Genomic DNA, 23,882 nt, shown 5'->3' with positions numbered 1-23,882 from the left:
CTCAGAAAATATTTTCAATATTCGGCTTCTCTTTTTCCGGTAAGTGAAGAAACATTTGCCGAAGGACGGATATTTCGATAAGGGAGTCTGTCTGCTCTTTTAACGATACGTATTTTTTGGCCCGGACGAGGGATTCGTCGATCCGGTCCACTTCGGCATGGTCGATCAGAATCTGCCATACAAAGCGGGTGGGTTTCCATATTTTGTCAATCTGCTTTACATGGGATTCTGCTTTTTCCCAGTCTTTATCCCCGACATTGCTCTCCAGTCTTTCCAGTTGAAGTGACAGTTTATCTGCATCATTCTGCAGAATATTCTGGCAGAACATCCCCAGTGCAATAATCACGACCAGCGGGAGAATTACCATCAGAACAGGTTTCATTGACCTTCCCCCCTTTCCCGGGGTTGGATATCCAGACGGTTCCCGGCATCCAGACTGGCAAGGAATACGTCCCCGGCACGGAGATTTCTGTCTTTCAGCTGCTGGTTCAGCCATGCCATATCCCGATTTGCTGTTTTCAGGTTCTTATGGTTAATATGTCCGTCCAGGATCAGGGTAATGGGGATCCCGTTTTTGGGCACGGCAATGTTCAGATCTTCGGGCGTTGCCGGCCGTTTTTCGGCTTTGGGAATGATATTCAGTTGACCTCCGGTTTCCAGAATGGCGTATTCTACATCGGCCGGATTGGGAATATTATTGGTTCGCAGCTGCTCCAGAAGATCGTTCAGGTTCATTCTCTGTTTTTTCATTTCGTTGAAGTTTATCTTTCCGTGCTCAATGAGAAAACAGGGTGAGCCGCATATAAACGACCGGACCCGCTCACTTTTCAGGTTGAGAAAGGACAGAGTCAGTTCTGCAAGGAGCAGGGCCAGGATGGGCAGAATGCCGCTGAGCAGCGGCTTGCCGATGTCCTGCATGGGTACGGATGCCAGATCGGCTATCATCAATGCCACAACCAGTTCGAAGGGCTGAAGCTGTCCCAGCTGTCGTTTTCCCATGAGCCTCATGCCTACAACGATAACGGCATATAGAATAAAAGCACGGATAAAGGAAATTATCATTGAATTCTTCATCCTTTCGCAAAAATGAAAGCACAAGCTGTTTCACTTGTGCTTTCATTTTCATTATAAATGCTGCATCAGCATGTCAGCTCTTACTGTTGAGGATGGTTGTTTCTGTAATCAGCGAACACCTTCTTTACGATAGTGCCTCCAATACGGCCGGCATCTCTGGAAGGAAGATTCCCGTTATATTCCTTGTTTAAGGTAACACCAATCTCATTGGCAACTTCATATTTCATGTTGTCGAAAGCACCGGAGCTGCGATTGCTTGAACGGTTATTGGCCACGATATCACCTCCTTTTTGCTTTGGTAGTCTTATTATTAACCGCATCCTGCCGTTCTATGTCTATTAATTTTTGGCAATATTGGGAACTCTGCTGTTTCGCCTGTATTTTAAATTTCGAATGACTTCCTTCTTATTGAAATGATTTCCCTCCGGACAGACAGTATGCCATGCCGCAGAAATCAAAAAATTCCCAAAAAATGCAATTCATTTTTCTCGGAAAAACTGTTGAAAAACCTTGTAATATATCGTAAAAATGCTATACTTAAGTTAAATATGCTGTAGACGAACATTGCTGGGAGTAAGAAAGAGGCGAAAGCAAGGGAAACAGGGTATTATAAGCATTTACTAAAAGGAGGATTTTCATGCGTAGAGCAGGTGGAAGAGGAACTGGCAGGCTTTTTTTGTTTTTATTGTGCGGTATTATTATAGGGACAATTGCGGGCCACATCTTATCTTTGTACGTGGATCAGCCGATCTTTACGCATACGGTCGCTTTAGGCACGGAGGCACCTCTGAAGCTTGATATGACGGTATTTACCCTTACGCTTGGTTTTACCCTGAATATTAACTTTGGTACGGCAATTGGCCTGATTATTGGCTTGGCGCTGTATTTTCGCTCATGAGTTCACTGATTTGCCTTCCGAAACAGGTTGTTCTGGCCTCTGCATCGCCCAGGAGAAGGGAATTGCTGGGGCAGATGGGGATTCGGTTTACGGTTGTTCCCAGTTCCCTGAAGGAGGATCCTCCTTCAGGAGACGCTTTGGAATATGTGTGCCGCCTTGCAGGACAAAAAGCCAGGGATTCGGCAGGACGGATATCAGAGGACGCTCTTGTCATCGGAGCGGATACCGCAGTGGTAAAGAACGGTAAGATTCTGGGCAAACCCAGGAATGGCAGGGAGGCTGTCGGCATGCTGCAATTCCTTCAGGGCGGCTGGCATGATGTGGTGACCGGTGTGGCGCTGATCGACCGGCGATTGGATTATATGGATCTGTCCCATGCATGTACCCATGTGGAAATGATACATCTGGACAGACAGCAGATACAGAAATATATTGACAGCGGGGAATATGCCGATAAGGCAGGAGGATATGGCATACAGGGCATGGCTGCAGCTTTTATTCCCAGAATAGAAGGGTGTTATTTCAATGTGGTTGGCCTGCCGGTTGCTTTGCTTTATACCATGCTGTTACGATATACTTCCTGTATAAAATCGCGGGGCAGGGTTATCGAAACCGATACTATCGGCAATAATCACTAGTACAGAGGTATTGAAAACAGGAAAGAGGGAAGGAGAAACAATAAGATGGGGCTTTTTAATATATTTTCAAGAGAACTGGGGATTGATCTGGGGACTGCAAACACATTGGTGCAGGTAAAGGGCAAGGGCATCGTGATACGCGAACCGTCCGTTGTAGCCATACGCAGTGATACCAAGCAGGTTCTGGCCGTTGGGGAAGAGGCCAAGAGAATGATCGGGAGGACGCCCGGCAATATTGTGGCAATTCGCCCAATGAAGGATGGGGTGATTGCGGATTTTGACATTACGCAGGAAATGCTGCAGTATTTTATCCGCAAAGCCATTCCCAGATCTCTGCCGTTTCATCCTCGGGTCGTTGTCTGCGTACCTTCCGGAGTGACGGAGGTGGAAAAAAGGGCAGTGGATGAAGCCACCCGTTCCGCAGGCGCAAAGGATGCCTATCTGGTAGAAGAGCCAATGGCCGCAGCCATCGGGGCCGGACTGCCTGTTCAGGAGCCCACGGGAAGCATGGTGGTGGATATCGGCGGAGGCACCTGTGAGGTTGCCATTATATCCCTTGGCGGCATCGTAACCAGCCGCTCCATCCGTATCGGCGGCAATAAAATGGATGAAGCCATTATTTCCTATATTAAAAAGGAATATAACCTGATGATCGGAGACAGGACATCCGAAGACATCAAGATTACCATCGGTTCCGCCTTTCCCAGGGAGCAGGAGGAAAGTATGGATGTCCGCGGACGGGATCTGGTGACCGGTCTGCCCAAGACCCTGAAGATTACATCCACGGAAATCCTGGATGCGCTTCGGGAGCCAATCGGCAGCATCATTGAAGCCATCAAGCTGACTTTGGAAAAGACGCCTCCGGAACTGGCCGCAGACATCATGGACAAGGGAATCATGCTAACAGGCGGAGGAGCTTTGCTGGACGGACTGGATGAACTGGTACGGCAGGAAACCGGAATGCCGGTTCAGATTGCCGACAGTCCTCTTGATTGCGTTGCCGTAGGCGCCGGAAAGGTTCTGGAGGAGATTGAGACACTGAAAAGAGTGGCTATATCCACAAAGGGTATCAGATAGGGGGAGAGATTGTTGCCCCAGTTCTTTAAACGGAAGCCGCTGGCAGTTGCCATTTTTCTGGCAGTTCTGTTGAGTGTACTGGCCATTGTTACTTCGGGACAGCGGGTGAAGCTTACCGCATTGGAAGGTGCGGTAGGTGAGGTGGTCACCCCTGTCCAGGGCTTTATGTATCGGATTGCAACCTCCGTGTCGAAGCTTTTTCGTTCCATTGGAGAGCGAAGGCAGCTGACAGCAAAGTATGAAGAGCTGAAGGACAGGGTGGCTCAGCTGGAACAGCAGCAGTTGAAGATGGATGAAACCGTTCGGGAGAACGAACGGCTGAGGACTCTGCTGGATTTTAAGGAAGATCGGGATCTGTTCACGGTTACCGGCGTTCGGATCACAGGCAAAGACCCTGGAAACTGGTTCAATACGCTGACAGCTGACAAGGGTTCCAAAGATGGTATTACCGTCAACATGGCTGTGGTGACGGACAAGGGCCTGATCGGAAGAGTAACCGATGTGGGGAGCCATTGGTCCAAGGTCCGGACCATAGTGGATGGACAGAGCTCTGTGAGTGCCCTGATCGAGCGGACCCGGGACAATGGCATGGTGAAGGGAAATAACACTCTGACCTTTGAAGATGGCTTGTGTCAGATGATCAACCTTCCGCTGGATTCGGATGTTGTGATAGGCGATCGGATCATTACATCCGGTCTGGATGGAATCTTTCCAAAGGGGATCAATATCGGAGAGGTCATGGAGGTGTCTTCGGAGAAACGGGAAACGTACAAAACCGCAATTGTAAAACCGGATGCCGACTTTCTGCGGATTGAAGAAGTATTGGTGATCCGCAGGGTGAACGAATGAGGAGGCAGGGACTTTAAGATGAAGATTTGCACCATAGCAGCAATTTTGCTGGGGAATGTCATTCTGCAGTCTGCCTTGCTCCCGTTTTTACAGATTGTCGGCATCCAGCCGGATACCCTTTTAATTCTTACGACATGCTTTGCTCTCCTGGGAGGCGGCAACGCCGGAATGTTGGCTGGCTTTTTCGGAGGTCTGCTGCAGGATGTTTTGTATGGGCATTCCATTGGAGTGAATGCCCTTCAGTATATGATAATCGGCTACCTGATCGGCTTATTGTATGATAAGGTTTTTGTAGACAAGATCTTTGTCCCTCTGTTTGTCGTTTTTATTGGTTCCCTGCTCCGGGGGATGATGATGATGCTGTATTTATATTTCAACCGGGCAGGTATGCCCATGTATTTTGGGTTTGCCCGGGTGATTGTGCCGGAAGCCCTTTACACGGCAGTTTTTATGCCGTTGATCTTTCGATGGATGTCCTTGCTTTATCAGCAGAGGTTTATGAGCCGAAAATGGCATTTCCGGAGAATTTAGTCGGAATGTGCAGGCAGGGAAAACAGAGGCGGAGTCTCATCCTTCTTGTTTCTACAGCATCTTATACAGGCATTCTGCCTGGAGATGCTTTCTTTTTTCCCTTTTTTCTTTGAGCTTGTCATGATAAAATAATAGGCAGCATGGGTTGTTTTCGAAGGGATTTGGTTTCCATATGATGAAAAAGTTTCTACACCTGATGAAAAATCGTTTTTTTGTTTTCGGCCTGGTGGTTGTTCTCCTGTTTACCGCACTTGGTACCCGCCTGGCTTACCTTACTGTGAGCAAGGGTGAGTATTACTATAACATGGCTCAGGAGCGCAAGCAGATCTCGGTGACTCTGAAAGGAGCCAGGGGAAACATTCTGGACCGCAACGGGATTCCTCTTGCCGTAAACCGGCAGACCTATGTCGCTCAGGTGGACAGGCGCTGGCTTCCCACCGACGGAGAAAAGATCAATGCGGTTCTTCTGAAGGCCATTGATATTTTGGAAAAGAACGGGGAAACCCTGCTGGACAGTATTCCCATTAAAAACAGCTCCATCGTTCCGAACGATACCGGGCAAAAGACTTCCGGCGGATTCTACTATAATTTCGGTACAAAGAATAAAGACACTGCCAAAAAGCGCTACGATGCCTGGAGAGAAAGCATCGGGATGAAAGGAAAGACGAAAAAGGATCTGCCGGCGGATCAGATGCTGGCAGAGTTGAGGGAGCATTATAAGATAAAAAAATCCGTTCCGGATGAGACGGCGCGGAAGATCATTTCCATCCGGCTGGATCTGTACTTAAACCGCTTTCGGCAGGACGAACCGGTGAAAATTGCAGAGGATATCAATTACCGGACCGTTTCCGGTATCGAAACCAATGCCGATGAGCTTTCCGGTATTCAGACTGTGGTTGAACTGAACAGGTATTATCCCTATGGGGAGAGCGCTCAGCATATTGTTGGCTATGTCGGGAGAATCACGGAAAACAATATGGAGTCCTATAAAAAAAAGAATGGAAAGACTCCGGAACAGGATGGTTATAATGTCTACAGCGATAAATATGGTCAGGATGGCGTGGAAGCTTATGCAGAGAAATGGCTGACCGGCAACACGAAGAAGAAGCAGGGCTATCTGAAGGCGGAAGTGGATGCATCCCGGCGGGTGATTCAGGTTCTGGAAGAGAAGGTTCCATGGAACGGTGATGATGCGGTATTGACCATGGATATTCGTCTGCAGCGCCGTACGGAGGATATTCTAAAGGAAGAGCTGAGTAAGATGAGGGAGGGGATCGAGCCCTACGATGGGGACAACCAGGCTCCCCTTGCCCACAACGGAGCCGCTGTTATACTGGATGCCAATACCGGGGAGATTCTTGCCATGGCCAGCTCTGCCGACAGCCCATACCCTTATGATCTGAATGATTTTGCCAGGGGGATCAAAACAGAGGAGTACAGCAATCTGGCAAAGGATCCTTCCAATCCATTGTTTGCCCTTGCTTTTCAGGGCGGCATGGAGCCGGGCTCCGTGTTCAAAATGCTGGTAGGCACGGCGGCTCTCATGGAAGGGAAGGTTTCCGTACAGGAGACCATATTGGACCGATATCGGCTTCGGCCTACAGCGCCAGCCTGCTGGAGCAAATACGGGCATGGCAGGGTGAATATTATGGATGCACTGAAGGTGTCCTGTAACTATTACTTTACTGCCATTGGGGACCGGCTGGGGATTGAGGATCTTCACAAATGGGCCGTCCGGTTCGGCCTGGATGGTCCGACGGGGCTGGAGCTTCTGACTCTGGACAATAAAAAGGACCAGAACGTGGTTTCCAGTCCGGAGGTTGTGGAGAGAAACCGCAAAAGAACGGCTTATGGTTCGGTAAAGCAATTGATGAAGGATAAATACGGGAAAGATCTTGCCAGCCCGCAGATAAAGGAGATTGTTGATATTGGAAGCGAATACACCAGGCTGATTCGTTACCTGACGGACAATAAGATTTTCAGGGAAAAGGATAAGGCAATCCGGAAAGCGGCCAATGATCTGTGCGATATCTCCTATCAGGGGAAATGGTCCGACATGGAGTATCTGCGGACCTTTATCGGGCAAAGTGCTACCAGTGTCAGCCCCCTGGCGATTGCCCGGTATGTTGCGGCTCTGGTAAACGGCAACCGGGTGCTGGAAACCCATATCATGAAAGAAATCCGGTCTCCGGAAGGCAAGGTGATTCAGGAAACGGATCCGAAATTTGAGCAGCTGCAGATCAGGAAGAAATATCAGGAAGCCATCAAGGAAGGCATGCACCGCGTTGTTTATGCAACCGGGGGTCCGGGCGGTCATGGCTCGGGAGTCAAGGCGTTTACCGGTCTGGATCCTTCCATCACTCTCGGCGGCAAGACAGGAACGGCGCAGGTTGTTCCGGGACAGGTGGAGAGGAATACGGCATGGTTCACCGCCTTTACTCCCTATGATAAACCGGAGGTCGTGGTGGTGGTAGCGGTTCCCAACGGAAAGCAGGCGGGGAATGCAGCCCCTGTGGCAAGGCGGATCATTGAGGAATATTACCGGCTGAAGGGCCAGGATCAGCACAACGATCTTTTGCCTTCCAATCAACTGTCCCAATGACAAAAGAGCTTTTGTTTCCGGCTGTCCGGCGCACTGCAAAAAGATATCAAAAATAGAGGAATCCGCTTGAATTTGTAGAATATTTATTAATTGACCATTCGTGATGACATCGGGGGATAGATAGAAAAATGATCGAAGAATCCGTACGGTTTAAAGGTACCCGGGGCGGGCTGAATATTTATGCAGCCCGTGAGGCCAACCTTCCGGATATTATGGACAGCTTTCTGAGAAAGCTTCAGTCCGGCAAGCTTTTTTTTGATGGCACCAAAGTCAATCTGATTTTTACCGGCCGGGAATTTGAGCCGGAGGAGCAGAAGCAGATATTGAAACTGTTTTCCCGGTATCTGAAACCAGGGACCGTGGAATTCTGTGGAAATCCGGAACCGATTAAGGAGGAAGACTTGCCGTCGGAGGATCATTCCGGATCCTTTGTTTGTCTGGAAGAGGGGATGACCCGGTTTATTCGGGGTACCGTCCGAAGCGGACAGTGCGTTTCCTATAAAGGAAACATTGTTGTGGTTGGGGATGTCAATCCCGGCGGGGAATTGATTGCCGGGGGCAATATACTGGTCCTCGGTATACTGCGTGGCATTGCCCAGGCAGGAGCGGACGGCAATGTCAAAGCGGTTGTTGCTGCCTGTTGTCTTCTTCCCACCCAGTTGCGGATTGCAGGAACGATCGCAAGGGCCCCCGAAGGAGAAACGACAAAGCCCTCCTGCCCGGAGATTGCCTATGTAAAAGAGAATCATCTGTTCATTGAGCCTTACCTTCCGGGAAGGGGAAGACAGGATCCGATGCTGCAGACGAATAGAATATAGGGGGAAAAGTAATGGGAGAAGTAATTGTGATAACGTCGGGAAAAGGCGGAGTGGGGAAAACCACAACAACGGCAAATATCGGCACGGCTCTTGCCCTGGAAGGGAAAAGAACGGTGTTGATCGATGCGGACATCGGCCTCCGGAACCTGGATGTGGTGATGGGTTTGGAGAATCGGATTGTATACGATCTGGTGGATGTGGTGGAAGGGGTTTGCAGGATGAAGCAGGCCCTGATCCGGGACAAGCGGTTTAACTGCCTGTATCTGCTTCCGGCGGCACAGACAAGAGATAAAAATGCCGTCACTCCCGCACAGATGCAGAAGCTTTGTGAGGATCTGAGAGATCAGTTTGATTTTATCCTCATTGACTGTCCGGCCGGTATTGAGCAGGGATTTAAAAATGCCATAGCCGGAGCGGACAAGGCGGTGGTGATAACAATGCCCGAAGTCTCTGCCGTACGGGATGCCGATCGGATCATCGGTCTTCTCGCGTCCAATGAGCTGACCAATCCACAGCTCATCATCAATCGGCTCCGGATGGACATGGTAAAGCGGGGGGATATGATGAACATCGATGATACCATTGATATTCTGGGAGTGGATCTTCTGGGTGTGGTACCGGATGATGAAGAGATCATCATCTCCAGTAACCGTGGAGAGCCTGTTGTTACGGGAAGTTCCTCCTTTGCCGGGCAGGCTTACCGCAATATTGCAAAACGTCTGCTGGGAGAGAAAGTTCCTTTGCTGGACATGGATACTGAGGAAACTTTCATGGACAGGCTGCGTAATCTCTTTACCGTGAAAAATAAAAAGAAAACATGGAAAGGGTGATGGACATTGCTTGATTTTTTCAGGTTTTTCGGCAAGGAAGACAATAAAAGCAAGGATATTGCAAAAGAACGCTTGCAATTGGTATTGATTCATGACCGTGCCAATGTTTCACCCAAATTTTTGGATATGGTGAAGGGTGATATCGCCAAAGTGATTTCCAATTATATGGAGATTGATGAAAAGGGGTTTGATATCCGTTTGTCCCGGGTTGAGCAGGAAGAGGATAAGTATACTTCTGCCCTGATTGCCAATATTCCCATCAAAAGAGTAAAGAATATGGGAAAGAACAATGGATAAGTTGAATGATCAGAGATGGAGTAGAATCTTAAATGTTTGACAAACGATTGATACGCAATTTTGATTTCGCTTTGCTTATCATTATCCTGCTGATTACCGTTATCGGGTTATTTGGAATTATCCTGGCGACCCGCTCCCCGGTAGAGGCAGGCGACAACGCTCTTTCAGAAATATTTGGCAGTTTCAATATGAGGCAGGTCAAACTGCAGATCCTTTGGTTTGTTTCCGGACTGGTGCTTATGCTGGTGGTAGTCAGCGTAGATTATCATACGATTATTGATTTGTCCGTATATTTTTACTGGATTGTTGTCGCCATGTTGATTGCAGTGAAATTGAAAGGGCAAACGCGCGGGGGCGCCCAGAGCTGGATTCCCATCGGCCCGTATCAGCTGCAGCCTTCGGAATTTGCCAAGATCTCCGTCATTCTTTCCCTTGCCCGCATTATGTCCAAAAAAGAAGAGACAGGAATCAATAATTTCGGCAGTATGGCACAAATCCTGCTGACTCTGGCGGTTCCCTTTGTGTTTATTGTCATACAGCCGGATTTGGGAACAGCCCTGGTGCTGATCGTTATCTTTATGGGCATGATTTTTGTTGCAGGGATCGATTACAAACTGCTGTTTGGTGTGATTGGTGTCGGTGTTGCTGCGATTCCCCCTGTATGGTTCAAATTTCTGGATAAATATCAAAAAAACCGTATTCTGGTTTTCCTGAATCCCGGACTGGATCCTACCGGAAAGGGAATGCAGGCCATACAGTCCAAAATGGCCGTTGGATCCGGCCAATTGACCGGCCGGTTGGGAAGCGGCGGATTTCTGCTTCATAATATGTTGAGTCAGCTGAACTTTCTGCCTGCCAAGGATACGGATTTTATTTTTGCAGTCACAGCGGAAGCTCTGGGCTTTCTCGGGGGCATCACGATTATTGTTCTGTACCTTCTATTAATTATCAGAACGGTTCGTATTGCGTCCAGGGCCAGAGATCATCTGGGCTCCCTTATTTGCATAGGGGTTGCTTCCATGGCTCTGTTTCATGTGTTTGAAAACATTGGAATGTGCATGGGTATTATGCCGATTACCGGCATCCCTCTGCCCTTTATGAGTTATGGCGGCAGTTCCATGTGGATCAATATGATTTCTTTTGGTCTCGTTCTCAATGTCGGCATGCGCAGACAAAAGATTACTTTTTAGGAGGTCATGGATTGAATATCGCTTTAATTGCCCACGATAAGAAAAAAGAAGATATGATAAACCTGTGTATTGCCTATCAGCAGATCCTGAAGGATCACCGGCTGTGCGCAACCGGAACCACGGGAAAGCTGGTGGCTGAAGCAACTGGTCTGAAGATTCACCGCTTTCTTTCCGGACCAATGGGCGGAGATCAGCAGATCGGTTCCAGAGTGGCCTACAACCGTATTGATCTGATTATTTTCCTGCGGGATCCCCTGACGGCTCAGCCTCATGAACCGGATGTCAATGCCCTCCTGAGACTGTGCGACGTACACAATATTCCTCTTGCCACCAACATTGCTACTGCTGAGGTGATGCTGAAGGCGGTACAGCGGGGAGATCTGGACTGGCGCTATCTGGTCAATCCGCCGGGTGGGGAGGATGACGCGGAAGGATCCTCCATGGATTTTTAATGGAGCATAATCTTTTCTCCTCTGTAATATATCTATACAGGAGACATGCCAGTTGATGTCCCGGTCCGATAAAGAGGAGGAACGGTTCTATGGAAGGAAAACAGTCTGTTGTCATACAGGGCAGAACGATTCATCGGAACAGGCCTGCAGAAAGGCCGGATCATCCGGACAGCGGAGTACCGGTTCGCCGTATAGCTGCCAGTCCGAAGGATGCGGGCCATGAAAGCCCCTATCGCCTGGCCGATCTGCGGGATTCCAGAAAGAGAAGCGGTGAGGAAAGGGGCATCGTCCGCCCGCGGACCCATCCGGCTCTTTATGGTTCTTCCGCTTCTTCAAAGAGCAACCGGAGGGAAGGCGGATGGATTGCTTCCCTGATGAAAAGGATTGCGGTGGCCGCGTTGATTGCTCTTGTTATTTTCCTGCTGAACAGCATCCGACTGCCCTTTGCACAGACTGCTGTGGATCAGGTGAAAATGGCGATTACCCATGAATTTGACCTGGATAAGGCACTGGGGAAACTGAAATTCATCGGGAAGTCCATTCCGGGAAAGGTACGTTCCGTTTTTCAGCAGGATACGAAAGATTCCGGGAGCGGGACAAAGGACAGCAAGGCCCGGGAGGGGAACGCTCTGAAGTTCCGTGCTCCGATTCAGGGGGAGGTGACACAGGTATTCAAGGAACAAATTCCCCTGAGTTCCTCAGACGGCATGTATGAGAATAAGGGGATTGATATCACAGCTGCCGATCATGCTCCTTTCTATGCAACGGCGGCCGGCGTGGTGGCGGCTGTGGAGAAGCATGAACTTTATGGCTCTTCCGTATGGGTGGATCATGGAGACCAGATTTTTTCCTTTTACGGAAGATGCGGGAAAATCAATGTAAAAGCCGGACAAAGCGTAAATGTGGGGGAGAAGCTGGGCACCATCGGAGCATCGTCGAAAGCGGCGCAGCCGATGCTTCACTTTGAGATATGGAGGAAGGATAAAGCAGTGGATCCGCTGAACTATATCCGGCATGCCAATCAGACTTCGGAGCAGAAAGGTGTATAGCCGGCATGCGAATAGGCAGAATATTTGATATCGATATCCATATCAGCAATTATCTTCTGCTCCTGGTGGCTGTGCTTCTGATAACGGGTCACGGCGGTAATTTTACCGCTGTTTTTTTCATTTTTTTCATTCATGAAATGTCCCATATTCTGATGGCCAGGATGCTGAAGATGAAAGTGGATGAAATTGAGCTTCTGCCCTTTGGCGGAGCCATCCGGATCCAGAGCATGTTTGAGCTGAATCCCCGTCACGAGATTCTGGTTGCTGCAGCCGGTCCCCTGTCCAATATCCTTTTGCTTCTCCTGTACTTCGGAGGGATTCAGATGGGATGGATCCCATCCTCTGCCAGGAATCCGGAATTTGTAAATTACAATCTTCTGCTGGCCGGGTTCAATTCGCTGCCGGCCTTGCCTCTGGACGGAGGAAGGGTCCTGCGTGCTGTTCTGTCCAGGCAGATGGGGCTGAAACGGGCAACGCAGATCGCTTCGAACATGGGACTGCTGCTGGCATTAATTCTGGTGACTGCCGGGTTGTATGGCTTCTATTATCATGTTTTCAATTACTCCCTGTTTGTTCTTGCGGGGTTCCTGATATATTCTGCTGTCAGGGAGAAACGCAATGCAACCTACGCCATGCTGAAGGACATCACGTTTAAAAAGGAATCCCTGCGGAAGGAAGGCAGCATGCCCATACGGAACGTTGCTGTTTTATCCGAACTGTCTCTGCAGGAGGTTGTAAAGAAACTCGTTCCGCACCGATATCATTATATCCGGGTATTGGATGAGCAGCTGAGGGAACTGGGCTCTTTGAGCGAAGGCCAGATTGTGAACGGCTTGTTGGATTATGGAGCCAATGCACCGGTGGGAAGGCTGCTTCGAAAAAGATAGGGGACAGGAAAGAGAAAATACAGGAAAGAAGAACTTTTTTGCCTTTTGAAAGACAAGGGAGATACACAAAAGATTGAACCGGAGGAGGCTGTTTTGTTGGACAGGAAGTTGCTGGACAGGGTGCTTGGTCAGGTATCCAGACCCGTCCGTTATATGGGAAACGAATATAATATGGTGGAAAAGGATCCGGAGGAGGTTTCCATACGCTTTGCGTTTGCTTTTCCGGATGTCTATGAAGTCGGGATGTCTCATCTGGGTATGAAAATATTGTATCATCTGATGAACGAAAGGGAAGATACCTTTTGTGAAAGGGTATTTGCTCCCTGGGTGGATATGGAGGAAAAGATGCGGGAAAACCGGATTCCCCTTTTCACGCTGGAAACGCGGGATCCGGTTTCGGAGTTTGATTTCGTGGGATTTACCCTGCAGTACGAAATGTGCTACACCAACCTTTTGAATATGCTGGATCTGGCCGGCATTCCTCTTTTGGCGAAGGACCGGACGAAGCAGGATCCGTTTGTGATAGCCGGCGGTCCCTGCACATACAATGTGGAGCCGTTGGCAGACTTTCTGGACCTGGTAACCATGGGGGAAGGGGAGGAACAAATCAGTGAGCTGCTGGACCTTTACGGGGAATGGAAGAAAAAAGGCGGGGACCGGGAATTCTTCCTCAGACAGGCTGCTGCAGTACCAGGGGTTTATGTTCCTCAGTTTTATGATGTGACTTACCGGGACAACGGGCAGGTGGAATCGGTGAAGCCGAATACTGCTGCCGCACCGGATCGTATTACCAAAAGGATTGTCCGGGACCTGGATCAGACGTATTATCCGGACCGCATGATTGTACCGTTCATGGATATCGTCCATGACCGCATTGTGCTGGAGCTCTTCCGGGGCTGCTCCAGAGGCTGCCGCTTTTGTCAGGCGGGTATGATATACCGTCCTGTCCGGGAGCGAAGCATGGACAAGCTCCTGGAACTGGCGGAAAAATTGGTGAAAAGCACCGGATATGAGGAAATCTCCCTGTCTTCCCTGAGCACGAGCGACTATTCCCGGCTGGAGGATCTGGTAAAACAGCTTATGGAGCGTTTTCGGGACAAGCGGATCTCCCTGTCCCTGCCTTCTCTGAGACTGGACAGCTTTTCCAGAGACTTTATTGCGGAAATACAGAAGGTCCGGAAAACCGGACTGACCTTTGCCCCGGAGGCAGGGACCCAGAGGCTGAGGGATGTCATCAACAAGGGGGTTACGGAGGACGACCTGGTCCGCAGTGTAACCGATGCCTTTGTCTCCGGGTGGAATACAGTGAAACTGTACTTCATGATCGGTCTGCCCACGGAGACGGAAGAAGACCTCCGGGGCATCGCAGAACTGGCGCGGCTGGTAACGGACTGCTACTACGGGTTGGAGCAGAAAAAGCGTCAGAAAGGACTTCGGATCACCGTCAGCACGTCGTCCTTTGTGCCAAAACCCTTTACTCCCTTTCAGTGGGAGCCGCAGAATGCCATGGAGGAGCTGCGGGAAAAGCAGCGTTTCCTGAGAAAAGCACTTCGTATGAAGCATGTGGAATATAACTGGAATGATCCGGAACTCAGCTTTCTGGAAGCCGTTTTTGCAAGGGGGGACAGGCGGCTCGGCGCCGTTTTGCTGTCTGCCTGGAAAAATGGTGCCCGGTTTGACAGCTGGGCCGATCAATTTCGCATGGACTGCTGGATGGATGCCTTTCGCCGGAATCATCTGGATCCCGGATTCTATGTATATCGGAAAAGGGAACGGGAGGAAGTGCTGCCGTGGGATCACATTGACGTTGGGGTCAGCAAGGCATTTCTGTGGAAGGAAAAAGAAAAAGCCGGACGGGGGGAGCGGACGCCGGACTGCCGGGTAAGCTGTTCCGGCTGCGGCATAAGAAAAACATGGGAGGGAATTTGCTGATGCGTTTTGTGGTGGAATACACAAAGGAAGAACGGGTCAAATACATTTCCCATCTGGATCTGATGCGTTCCATGCAGCGTGCCATCCGCCGGGCAGAGCTTCCCATTGCCTGGTCCCGGGGATATCATCCCCATCCGGTTATGGCCTTTGCCTCCGCTTTACCGGTTGGCATGACCAGTGAGGGGGAGTATATGGATATTCATCTGCTGGAGGGGATGGATGTTCCGGAATTGGAGAAAAGACTGAACAAAGCCCTGCCAAAGGGAATCACCGTAAAGCAGGCAGCTGCTGTGGATGAACAGGTTCCTTCCCTGATGAGCCTGGTGGAACGGGCGGATTACCGCATTGTTCCGGAGGATCCGGACTGGGACTGGAAACCGGCAGTGGACGTATTCCGGAGCAAGCCGGAGATCTGGGTGGAAAAGAAAAGCAAGAAGAAGGTGTCCACCGTAAATTTAAAGGAAGCTGTCCGGGATATCCATGCATGCGGGGAGCATGACAGGGAACTCTTTTTATCCCTTCCTGCCGGCAGCAGTGAAAATCTGAAGCCGGATCTGGTGGTCGATGCACTGTTGGAGGAAAAAGACAGGACCCTGTCCTTCTGTCGGACAGGGCTGTATCTCCGAAAAGACGGAAAGTGGGTTACCCCGTTGGCCCTGGGAAAACCGGAAGGAGGCATTCGGTGAACAGGAAAATCCTGATTGATGTCCGTCCGGAACAAATACAGGTGGCGCTTCTGGAACAGGATGATTTGGCGGAAATATATATGGAAAGCGCTGAACATCAAAGAATCGCCGGGAATATCTATCGGGGCAAGGTAAAGAATGTACTTCCGGGTATGCAGGCAGCTTTTGTTGATATCGGCGAGGGAAAAAATGCGTTTCTCTATGCAGGGGATATCCAACCCGGCAGGGAACCCTGCCCGCCCATTCAGGAACTTCTGAAGACAGGCCAGGAACTGACCGTACAGGTGGTGAAAGAGCCTGTCGGCACAAAAGGGGCCAGGATTACCACCCAAATCACTCTTCCGGGCAAATATCTGGTTCTGATGCCTGCTGTGAACTATGTCGGCATTTCCAGACGGATTGAGAATGAAAGCGAACGGCAAAGGCTGAAAAGCATTGCACAGACCCTTAAGCCGGAATCCATGGGATTGATTGTCCGTACGGAGGCATTTGGAAAAAATGCGGAGGACTTTGCCGCTGAGTTGGATTTTCTGACAGAACTTTGGGCTAAAATAGAAAGGGGAGAGCGAAAGGGGAAGGTACCAAGACCGCTGCACAGGGAGGAAAGCATTCTTTATCGGACGGTGCGGGATTTGTTCACCGGCGATATGGATCAGCTGATCGTAAACCGTTGGGAGGAATACAGGAAAGTGTCGGAGTGGACGGATCTTCTGTCGCCTTCCCTGCAGGAACGGGTGAAATATTTTGAGCCGAAGCGGGATCTGTTTGCATACTTTGGAGTCAGAGAGCAGATTGAAAGAGCGGCTCAAAGAAAGATCCGGCTGAAAAGCGGAGGCTCCCTTGTGCTGGATCCAACCGAGGCACTGACTGTGATTGATGTCAATACCGACAAGTATGTAGGCAAGGTGGACCTGGAAGATACCGTATTTCATACGAACCTGGAAGCTGCGGAGGAAATCACACGACAGATTCGGCTGAGGGATATCGGCGGCATCATCGTAATTGATTTTATAGATATGGAAGTCGCCGAAAATCGCCTGCAGGTACTGGAGGCCCTGAAGGCTGCCCTGAAGAGGGACCGGGCGAAAACAAACGTGGTCGGGTTTACCGGGCTGGGCCTGGTGGAGATGACCCGTAAAAAAATTTGACAGTTTACAGGAATTCGTGATAGCATAAGTCGTGTGTGAGCCGCTCGGGTAAGGTTTTGAAAATTCACCGCTTTGCGGGATACCGGTATCCGGCGAGACTGGTTTGAGGAGGTGTATGACAAATGTATGCTGTTATTAAGACAGGCGGAAAGCAATACCGGGTCCAGGAAGGGGATATCCTTACGGTGGAAAAGCTGGATGTCCCGGAGGGATCGGCTGTAAAGTTTGATGAGGTTCTTGCTCTCAGCAGGGATGACAGTCTGAAGGTAGGGACCCCGGTTCTGGACGGTGCTGCCGTGGAGGCAAATGTACTGGGTCAGGGCAAAGGCAAAAAGGTCACGGTGTTCAAGTATAAGCCCAAAAAGCATTATCGCAGGAAACAGGGCCATCGGCAGCCTTTTACCAGGGTTCAGATCACCAAAATAAACGGATAAGGCTGGCATACAGGCAATGATTCGTGTTTTTGTCCAATATGGACAGGATGGCTTGATTAGGGAGTTTGCTGTAAAAGGGCATGCAGGGCATGGTGAAGCGGGCAGGGATATTGTGTGCGCCGCAGTTTCTGCAGTGGCCCAAACGGCGGTGATTGGTCTGACAGATGTGGTGGGGATCTGTCCGAAGATGGTTCAAAAGGATGGACTTCTTCATTGTATTCTGCCGGATGGAATGTCGGAAAGGGAACAGGCAATGGCAGGTACGGTGCTTCGTACCATGTTTGCCGGATTGAAAAGTATAAAATGTGGATATCCGAATTTACTCTCCATAGTGGAAAGAGAGGTGGACTAAATGTTCAAAATGGATTTGCAGTTGTTTGCACATAAAAAAGGAGTGGGAAGCTCCCGGAACGGGCGGGACAGTGAGTCAAAGCGTCTTGGCCCCAAGAGGGGAGACGGACAGTTTGTGCTGGCCGGAAATATCCTGGTCAGGCAGAGAGGAACGAAAATTCATCCCGGTACCAATGTAGGAATCGGAAGCGATGACACCCTTTTTGCGAAAGTGGATGGCGTGGTCCGATTTGAACGGCTGGGCAAGGATCGGAAGAAGGTCAGTGTTTATCCCGATTCTAATGATGCTGTGGCTGAAATATGAACAACCGGGGAAAGACACGGAGCCCATTGTATAACAGTGGGCTTTTTATCATTTATTTGCAGGTGATGGAATGTTTGCAGACAGGGCACGCATTGTTGTAAAGGCAGGAAACGGCGGGAACGGATCCGTTTCTTTCCGGAGAGAAAAATACATACCCAACGGGGGTCCCGATGGCGGGGACGGAGGCAGCGGCGGCGATATTATCTTTGAGGTGAACCCGGGACTGCGAACCCTTATGGATTTTCGCTACAAAAAACAGTTCCGGGCGCAGCACGGAGAGAACGGGCGCGGACGAAACCAGACCGGAAAAAGCGGAGAGCCTCTTGTGATTGAAGTACCTCCCGGTACGGTGGTCCGGGAGGAACAGACCGGATTGGTATTGGCGGATCTGACCGTTTCCGGCATGCGGAAAATTCTGGCCAGTGGAGGAAAGGGTGGAAAAGGCAATGCCCATTTTGCCACTTCCACCAGGCAGACGCCCAGGTTTGCAGTGGAAGGCAGTGCTGGCCAGGAGCGTACTTTGGTGCTGGAGCTGAAGTCCATTGCGGATGTTGGACTGGTCGGCTTTCCCAATGTGGGAAAATCCACGATTCTTTCCATACTGACTTCTGCCCGTCCGAAAATTGCAGATTATCCCTTTACAACCCTTTCCCCCAATCTGGGCGTCGTCGGGGTCCGGGGAGATCGGTCCTTTGTTATGGCGGATATTCCCGGTATTATTGAAGGCGCACATGAGGGAGTTGGATTGGGTTATGAATTTTTGAGGCACATTGAGAGAACCAGGATACTGGTTCATGTGATCGATGGTTCCGGTATGGATGGCAGGGACCCATGGGAGGATTTTCATACGATCAACCGGGAGCTTGTGGATTACAGTGAAAAGCTGGCAGAAAAGCCACAGATCATAGTGGTGAATAAAACAGACCTCCCTGCAGCCCGGGAGAATGTGAAACGCATCCGGGAGGATCCTGCATGCATGCGTTATCCGGTGTTCGCGGTTTCTGCGGCGCAGAACAAGGGCTTTGATCCTTTGCTGGATGAGATTGTCCGGCAGCTGGACGAACTCCCCGAACCGGAGCCTCTGGTGGTGGAAGAAGACGCTCTCCGTCCTCCTGATAACACGGAAGAGCCTTATGAAATCACCCTGGTGAACGGAGAATATGTAGTATCCGGGCCGGTGGTGGACCGGCTGCTTGGAAGGGTCAACCTGCAGGATTATGAATCCCTTCAGTATTTTCAGAGAATGCTCCGCAAACAGGGAATCCTGGATGCCCTGCGGAAGCATGGCATTCAGGACGGGGATACGGTCCGGATGAAGGACTTATCCTTTGACTTCCTGGACTAGGATTTTTCACCGGCTGCCAGGTCCTCCATGAATTTCTGCTCCTTTGTGGGCTCGGAACCGTCTTTTTTATTCCAAAGCCAGGGCCCCAATGCAAGGAAAAGGAAAACAGCGGAAACCACGGTATAGTAAGCGGACTGCGATTTCAACCATCGGGACAGCAGGAGGAACAGAAGGGAATACCCCAGGTTGGTACGAATGCGTTTGGAAGACCGGAGCTCTTTCCGGAGCCTATCCGGCTTGCGCTTTTGATGACTGATTTCCTCATCAATCCAACTGTCGATGATGCTTTCTTCCGGAAACATGCCGCACTCTTCCATGATTTGCAGGAGACTGTCCAGATCCAACAGGTGTACCGGAATCCTGCTCTTTTTTTCTGATATCGTCCTGCAGGATTCCGAGTAGGTTCCTGAGGAAATAAATACGGCTTCTGCAGCTCCTTCCGCCTTTGCCTGATTCAGAAAGTTGTTCAGTGCCTGCGGAGGCATCTCTTCCCCCAGATCGGCATGGTAACAGCCAATTGCCGTTTTCCTTCCATGGAAAGTGGCTTCCAGGTGATCCCCCTGGTCTTTCAGGCTCCCGATCCCCCTGCATTTCAGCAGCATTTGTGTGATTTGCCATTTAAACTGCGTCCGGTCGAGCTGTCTGATATTTTCCATCAGGCGTTTTTTTGCCACCTGCCGTCTGCCATCGGCTTTTTCCTTTTGAAAGGATTTTCGTTTTCGCAGAGCGAAGGCAACAGTAACAAGGGCGTTAATGGTCAGGGCCAAAGCCAGGGAAAGTATCGGGATTCGTGTTCTGTGGAGGAACCACAGGTAACCTGCCATGAACAGGAGAAATTCGGTGAGCAGCAGGTTCAAAATCCAGATGGGCAAAGAGACGCTTTTTCCCTGTCGGTAATAACGAATGCGTTTTCTCCGGATCTTCCATTCTGAAATCCGTTCCTTGAGAGATAAGGAAGCAGGACTCATAACAACACCTCCTGCTAAGATCATTGACAGGGAAAGAGGTTTTTAATCATGGATGCATTTTAAGGTAGTCAACGGCTAAAATAAAAGGTAGAATAACAGGGGAATTATCAGGAAATCAGGTATTACAGAAGGAGGCACATTATGGCCCGCAGTCGTAAAACCGGTATTCTGGGCGGAACCTTTGATCCCGTGCATATCGGTCATCTTTTTATTGCGGAGGCGGCAAGGGATGCCTATGGATTGGACCGGGTCCTTTTCCTGCCGACCGGGGATCCGCCCCACAAAAAGGCAAGCCATCTGGCATCCGGCAGGGATCGGATCAATATGCTTCGGGCAGCTCTCCGGGATAATCCATCCTTTCAGGTGGATGATATGGAGGTGGCACGGGAAGGTACCACGTATACCATTGACAGCCTGAAAGAGCTGAAGGAAAGATATCCCGAGGATTTTTTGTATTTTATCATAGGAGGGGATACCCTTCTGGAACTGAAAACATGGAAGGACTTTTGCTCCGTGGCCGGCCTTTGCAGCTTTATCGCGTATCACAGGCCGGGGTATGAGAGAGAAGAGCTGGCGGAGGAGGCAGAACGCCTTGCCGGGATTTATCATGCGGATATTTGTTTTGCAGAAGGTCCCGGTCTGGATATCTCTTCAAAATATATCCGGCACAGGATGGAAAGAAATCAAACCGTCCGATATCTGGTACCCAAAACAGTGGAAGACTATATTGCAGAACACCATTTGTACAGAGGAGAGTGGTATCATGAAGGATCGTGGGAAGATCATCGGGCAGCTCAGCACATTGATGGATGAAAGAAGGCTGGAGCATTCCGTTGGAGTCAGCCGCTGTGCGGCGGAACTGGCAAAAAGGTATGGCGCGGACGGGGAGAAGGCGGAGTTGGCAGGGCTGCTGCATGATTGTGCCAAATGCCTGTCTCCTGATCAATCGGCGCGTCTGTGCCAAAAACACGGATGGGAGCCGGACAGCATAGAAAAGGCCAATCCATCCCTGCTTCATGCTCCATTGGGGGCCTTTCTGGCGGAAGATCTTTTCCGGATCCGGGATCGGGAGATTCTGAGTGCCATTTGCTGCCATACAACAGGCAAAAAGGGAATGACACTCTTTGAAAAGATCATATGTCTGGCAGATTATATGGAGGAGAGCCGGCAATACCCCGGAGTGGAGGATATTCGGGCCCTTGCCTTCCACGATATCAACAGGGCATTGCTGCTCGCCTTTGAACTTTCCATACGGAATGTTCTGGACAGAGGACAGCTGCTGCATCCCATGACCGTGGATGCACGCAACGATCTGCTTCTGGCAATGGACGGATCAGACAAATCCGCTGCCGGGGCATCGCTTAAGAATATCTGATTTCATCAAAAAAAGGAGGATTTATTTTTGAACAATCCAAACAACCTGGCACGGGAAATGACGAATATCCTGGACAGTAAAAAGGCAGAGGATATTCTGGTTCTGGATATCAGCGGGCAGTCTATACTGGCGGATTATTTCGTGATTTGTTCCGGCCGGTCTGAAGTTCAGGTTCATGCGCTTTATGATGCGCTTCAGGAGAAGATGTCTGAAAAAGGTATTTATCCGATCCATCTGGATAAAAGTGATCGGTGGATTGTACTGGATTATGGCGATATTATTGTCCACATCTTTCACAGCGAGGAAAGGAAATTCTACAATATTGAAAGGCTCTGGGCGGATGCTGCACGCAGACCGGCATCTTTTGAATCACCCGGGGACGGAAAAAGGAATGAAAAAGGAAACGGAAAATCCGATCCTCCTCAGAATTTGTGATACAGATAGTAGTTTCGCCGGCGCCTTCGGTGGTTGATCCGGAGGACGATGATTTTAAGCAGGAGAAACGCCAATGCAACAGAAAAAATTGCAATGAGCCAGGGAAAGTTTTTTTTGCTTTTGTCCGGTGCCAGCGCATCCAGAGCCGTTCTTTTTTTCACATTCCGCACGGCAGTGAGAGGGACTCTGGTAAGTACTTTTCCCCGCAGGCTGACTGTCAGTTCCCCAATGGACTGACCTTTCTGAATGGGGGCGTTCAATCGGGGCGGTGTATTGCTGTCCCCATTCGGTTTGGCAAACCGACTTTCATCCCATTGAATTTCCTTTCGGATTTCCGGAATATCCTGTCTGAGAAATACATCGCCCCAATCTCCGGAGGAAATCACGACTGCCAGGCTACCCCCGTCGCCGGAGACATGGTTCTCTACCGGGAAGGACTTTACGACCGTTCCATTTTTCAGGATCCGCCGGTACTGATAGTTGGCAAATCCATATTCAAACAGTTCCCTTGCCTCGCTCCATTGCTGTCCGGCGGCTGAATTTAGAATGACAGCGATCAGGTCCATGCCATCCTTTGCAGCAAAGGAAACCAGGCATTGGCCGGATTTGCTGGTATAGCCTGTTTTTCCCCCTGTGGCGTATTCGTAGAACTGCGAACTTTTCCTGTTCAGGAGCTTATTCCTGCTTCTCCAGAACCGGGGCTCTCCCGTAACCCCATTGGTGGTGTCCATGGAAGTAACCGAGATTGCCTGCCGGAAAAATTTATTTTTCATGGCGGCCCTGCCGATCATAGCCAGATCATAAGCTGTGGTATAGTGGTTTGGATCATGATATCCATGGGGATTGATAAAGTGGGACTCCCTGGCACCCGCCTCCCGTGCCCTCTGATTCATCAAATTGCTGAAATAGTTCAGGGCTTCCTGTGCTTTCAGGGGCTTGCCGGAAACGGAACGTGCGATATGTACGGCAATGGTATTGGCTGCATCGTTTCCGGAATTAATCAGCATACCCAGGATCAGATCCCGCAACGTAAGCTTTTCATTCTCCACCAGTCCGGCTTTCGTCCCATCCCAGGCAACCAGATTGATTTCATCCCCTACCGTTACCATTTCGTCCAGGTGTCCGTATTCGGAAGCGATCCATGCGGTCAGGATTTTTGTCGTGCTGGCAGGATAAAGCCGCATATGCTCCTCCCTTGCCTTCAGGATCTTTCCGGTTTGCTGTTCGATCACGACTTCGCCCTGTGCCATGCTTTCGGGGGAAACCTCCTGCCCAGCGGGCTTTCCGTCCGGAGGAGTCTCGTCTGCGGAAGCGTAAGCTGTCAGGCAGCCAGACACGATGGCTGTTATAATAAGGATACCGGAAAGAATTTTCTTTATTTCAAATCTTTTATGTCTCATTTTCTATTGCCTCATTTTCTATCCGTTTTTAGCATAAATTTCCCACTCCTGCAACGGAAGAACAACTAATATTTATTATATCATATCGGTATAGGAAAAGGGAAATTGATCCTGGCAATGGTATAGTCATTGCTTTATTTATATCAATCGGCAGACGGTTGGATAAATTTAGAGTAGAAATCTCAAACAGCTTTTTTATCCACTTTTCACATGCCTTTTCCATCTTTGTCGGCAAAGGAAAGTAAAGAGTCAAATATTTTGGAGGAATTTCTATATTTTAATCGAATATACTGAATATACTATTGAAATCGA

General features: G+C 49.8%; 28 protein-coding genes. 23 read left to right on the top strand and 5 right to left on the bottom strand.

Annotation, left to right across the window (positions count from 1 at the left end; all coding sequences use genetic code 11):
• Position 1 precedes the first annotated feature (1 nt).
• The 3 genes from QBE55_13495 to QBE55_13485 all read right to left on the bottom strand — a co-directional run bounded on the left by QBE55_13495 (position 2) and on the right by QBE55_13485 (position 1,349).
• Positions 2-382 carry a DUF4363 family protein gene (locus QBE55_13495; protein WZL78499.1) on the bottom strand — a complete coding sequence of 127 codons (381 nt, stop codon included), beginning with the start codon at positions 380-382 and terminating at the stop codon, positions 2-4.
• The gene (locus QBE55_13490; protein WZL78498.1) at positions 379-1,062 is read right to left on the bottom strand and encodes a DUF421 domain-containing protein; all 684 of its coding nucleotides are present in this window, start codon (positions 1,060-1,062) and stop codon (positions 379-381) included. Before QBE55_13490 ends, QBE55_13495 begins: the two co-directional genes overlap by 4 nt.
• 92 nt (positions 1,063-1,154) lie before the next feature.
• Positions 1,155-1,349 (bottom strand): alpha/beta-type small acid-soluble spore protein, encoded by a 195-nt coding sequence (locus QBE55_13485; protein WZL78497.1) that lies wholly within the window; start codon positions 1,347-1,349, stop codon positions 1,155-1,157.
• Positions 1,350-1,711: 362 nt separating this feature from the next.
• Between QBE55_13485 and QBE55_13480 the strand changes: the two genes are divergently transcribed.
• The 20 genes from QBE55_13480 (at position 1,712) to obgE (ending at position 19,392) form a co-directional block, all read left to right on the top strand.
• Positions 1,712-1,972: a DUF4321 domain-containing protein gene (locus QBE55_13480; protein ID WZL78496.1), complete on the top strand. Its 261-nt coding sequence runs from the start codon at positions 1,712-1,714 to the stop codon at positions 1,970-1,972.
• The gene (locus QBE55_13475) at positions 1,969-2,610 is read left to right on the top strand and encodes a Maf family protein (protein WZL78495.1); all 642 of its coding nucleotides are present in this window, start codon (positions 1,969-1,971) and stop codon (positions 2,608-2,610) included. Before QBE55_13480 ends, QBE55_13475 begins: the two co-directional genes overlap by 4 nt.
• A gap of 45 nt (positions 2,611-2,655) precedes the next feature.
• Positions 2,656-3,687: a rod shape-determining protein gene (locus QBE55_13470; GenBank protein ID WZL78494.1), complete on the top strand. Its 1,032-nt coding sequence runs from the start codon at positions 2,656-2,658 to the stop codon at positions 3,685-3,687.
• 12 nt (positions 3,688-3,699) lie between these two features.
• On the top strand, positions 3,700-4,536 hold the full coding sequence (gene mreC, locus QBE55_13465; protein ID WZL78493.1) for a rod shape-determining protein MreC: 837 nt from the start codon (positions 3,700-3,702) through the stop codon (positions 4,534-4,536).
• Between the two features lie 18 nt (positions 4,537-4,554).
• Positions 4,555-5,067, top strand: coding sequence for a rod shape-determining protein MreD (gene mreD / locus QBE55_13460; protein ID WZL78492.1), 513 nt, complete (start codon positions 4,555-4,557; stop codon positions 5,065-5,067).
• Between the two features lie 172 nt (positions 5,068-5,239).
• Positions 5,240-7,669 carry a penicillin-binding transpeptidase domain-containing protein gene (locus tag QBE55_13455; protein WZL78491.1) on the top strand — a complete coding sequence of 810 codons (2,430 nt, stop codon included), beginning with the start codon at positions 5,240-5,242 and terminating at the stop codon, positions 7,667-7,669.
• Between the two features lie 128 nt (positions 7,670-7,797).
• Positions 7,798-8,487, top strand: coding sequence for a septum site-determining protein MinC (minC, locus tag QBE55_13450; GenBank protein ID WZL78490.1), 690 nt, complete (start codon positions 7,798-7,800; stop codon positions 8,485-8,487).
• Between the two features lie 11 nt (positions 8,488-8,498).
• A complete protein-coding gene (minD, locus tag QBE55_13445; protein ID WZL78489.1) occupies positions 8,499-9,317 on the top strand; it encodes a septum site-determining protein MinD in 819 nt (272 codons plus the stop codon).
• Positions 9,318-9,323: 6 nt separating this feature from the next.
• Positions 9,324-9,614 (top strand): cell division topological specificity factor MinE, encoded by a 291-nt coding sequence (gene minE / locus QBE55_13440; protein ID WZL78488.1) that lies wholly within the window; start codon positions 9,324-9,326, stop codon positions 9,612-9,614.
• Between the two features lie 32 nt (positions 9,615-9,646).
• Positions 9,647-10,804 carry a rod shape-determining protein RodA gene (rodA, locus tag QBE55_13435; protein ID WZL78487.1) on the top strand — a complete coding sequence of 386 codons (1,158 nt, stop codon included), beginning with the start codon at positions 9,647-9,649 and terminating at the stop codon, positions 10,802-10,804.
• An 11-nt stretch (positions 10,805-10,815) separates the two neighbouring features.
• A complete protein-coding gene (gene mgsA, locus QBE55_13430; GenBank protein ID WZL78486.1) occupies positions 10,816-11,256 on the top strand; it encodes a methylglyoxal synthase in 441 nt (146 codons plus the stop codon).
• An 89-nt stretch (positions 11,257-11,345) separates the two neighbouring features.
• Positions 11,346-12,305, top strand: coding sequence for a M23 family metallopeptidase (locus tag QBE55_13425; protein ID WZL78485.1), 960 nt, complete (start codon positions 11,346-11,348; stop codon positions 12,303-12,305).
• 5 nt (positions 12,306-12,310) lie between these two features.
• Positions 12,311-13,192 (top strand): M50 family metallopeptidase, encoded by an 882-nt coding sequence (locus QBE55_13420; GenBank protein ID WZL78484.1) that lies wholly within the window; start codon positions 12,311-12,313, stop codon positions 13,190-13,192.
• Positions 13,193-13,288: 96 nt separating this feature from the next.
• Positions 13,289-15,124 (top strand): TIGR03960 family B12-binding radical SAM protein, encoded by a 1,836-nt coding sequence (locus QBE55_13415; protein WZL78483.1) that lies wholly within the window; start codon positions 13,289-13,291, stop codon positions 15,122-15,124.
• The gene (locus tag QBE55_13410) at positions 15,124-15,810 is read left to right on the top strand and encodes a TIGR03936 family radical SAM-associated protein (GenBank protein WZL78482.1); all 687 of its coding nucleotides are present in this window, start codon (positions 15,124-15,126) and stop codon (positions 15,808-15,810) included. Before QBE55_13415 ends, QBE55_13410 begins: the two co-directional genes overlap by 1 nt.
• Positions 15,807-16,958 carry an Rne/Rng family ribonuclease gene (locus QBE55_13405; protein WZL78481.1) on the top strand — a complete coding sequence of 384 codons (1,152 nt, stop codon included), beginning with the start codon at positions 15,807-15,809 and terminating at the stop codon, positions 16,956-16,958. The genes QBE55_13410 and QBE55_13405 overlap by 4 nt, the downstream gene beginning before the upstream one ends.
• A gap of 122 nt (positions 16,959-17,080) precedes the next feature.
• Complete coding sequence (gene rplU / locus QBE55_13400; protein WZL78480.1) at positions 17,081-17,392, top strand: 50S ribosomal protein L21; 312 nt, start codon at positions 17,081-17,083, stop codon at positions 17,390-17,392.
• A 16-nt stretch (positions 17,393-17,408) separates the two neighbouring features.
• Complete coding sequence (locus QBE55_13395) at positions 17,409-17,744, top strand: ribosomal-processing cysteine protease Prp (GenBank protein ID WZL78479.1); 336 nt, start codon at positions 17,409-17,411, stop codon at positions 17,742-17,744.
• Positions 17,745-18,047, top strand: coding sequence for a 50S ribosomal protein L27 (gene rpmA / locus QBE55_13390; GenBank protein WZL78478.1), 303 nt, complete (start codon positions 17,745-17,747; stop codon positions 18,045-18,047). It begins immediately after the preceding gene.
• A 70-nt stretch (positions 18,048-18,117) separates the two neighbouring features.
• Complete coding sequence (obgE, locus tag QBE55_13385) at positions 18,118-19,392, top strand: GTPase ObgE (protein ID WZL78477.1); 1,275 nt, start codon at positions 18,118-18,120, stop codon at positions 19,390-19,392.
• On the opposite strand, the gene QBE55_13380 is transcribed toward obgE, so the two are convergent.
• On the bottom strand, positions 19,389-20,360 hold the full coding sequence (locus QBE55_13380; protein ID WZL78476.1) for a restriction endonuclease: 972 nt from the start codon (positions 20,358-20,360) through the stop codon (positions 19,389-19,391). The genes obgE and QBE55_13380 overlap by 4 nt on opposite strands.
• A 141-nt stretch (positions 20,361-20,501) precedes the next feature.
• Between QBE55_13380 and nadD the strand changes: the two genes are divergently transcribed.
• The 3 genes from nadD to rsfS are packed head-to-tail and all read left to right on the top strand — an operon-like array spanning position 20,502 to position 22,170.
• On the top strand, positions 20,502-21,173 hold the full coding sequence (gene nadD / locus QBE55_13375) for a nicotinate-nucleotide adenylyltransferase (protein ID WZL78475.1): 672 nt from the start codon (positions 20,502-20,504) through the stop codon (positions 21,171-21,173).
• The gene (yqeK, locus tag QBE55_13370) at positions 21,124-21,735 is read left to right on the top strand and encodes a bis(5'-nucleosyl)-tetraphosphatase (symmetrical) YqeK (GenBank protein ID WZL78474.1); all 612 of its coding nucleotides are present in this window, start codon (positions 21,124-21,126) and stop codon (positions 21,733-21,735) included. Before nadD ends, yqeK begins: the two co-directional genes overlap by 50 nt.
• 57 nt (positions 21,736-21,792) lie before the next feature.
• Positions 21,793-22,170, top strand: a complete 378-nt coding sequence (rsfS, locus tag QBE55_13365; protein ID WZL79953.1) for a ribosome silencing factor — start codon at positions 21,793-21,795, stop codon at positions 22,168-22,170.
• On the opposite strand, the gene QBE55_13360 is transcribed toward rsfS, so the two are convergent.
• Complete coding sequence (locus QBE55_13360; protein ID WZL78473.1) at positions 22,158-23,570, bottom strand: D-alanyl-D-alanine carboxypeptidase; 1,413 nt, start codon at positions 23,568-23,570, stop codon at positions 22,158-22,160. The genes rsfS and QBE55_13360 overlap by 13 nt on opposite strands.
• Positions 23,571-23,882 lie beyond the last annotated feature (312 nt).

The sequence above is a fragment of the Eubacteriales bacterium mix99 genome (assembly GCA_038396605.1).
GTDB lineage: Bacteria > Bacillota > Clostridia > Caldicoprobacterales > DTU083 > UBA4874.
This window is presented reverse-complemented; position numbering and strand designations above follow the sequence as displayed.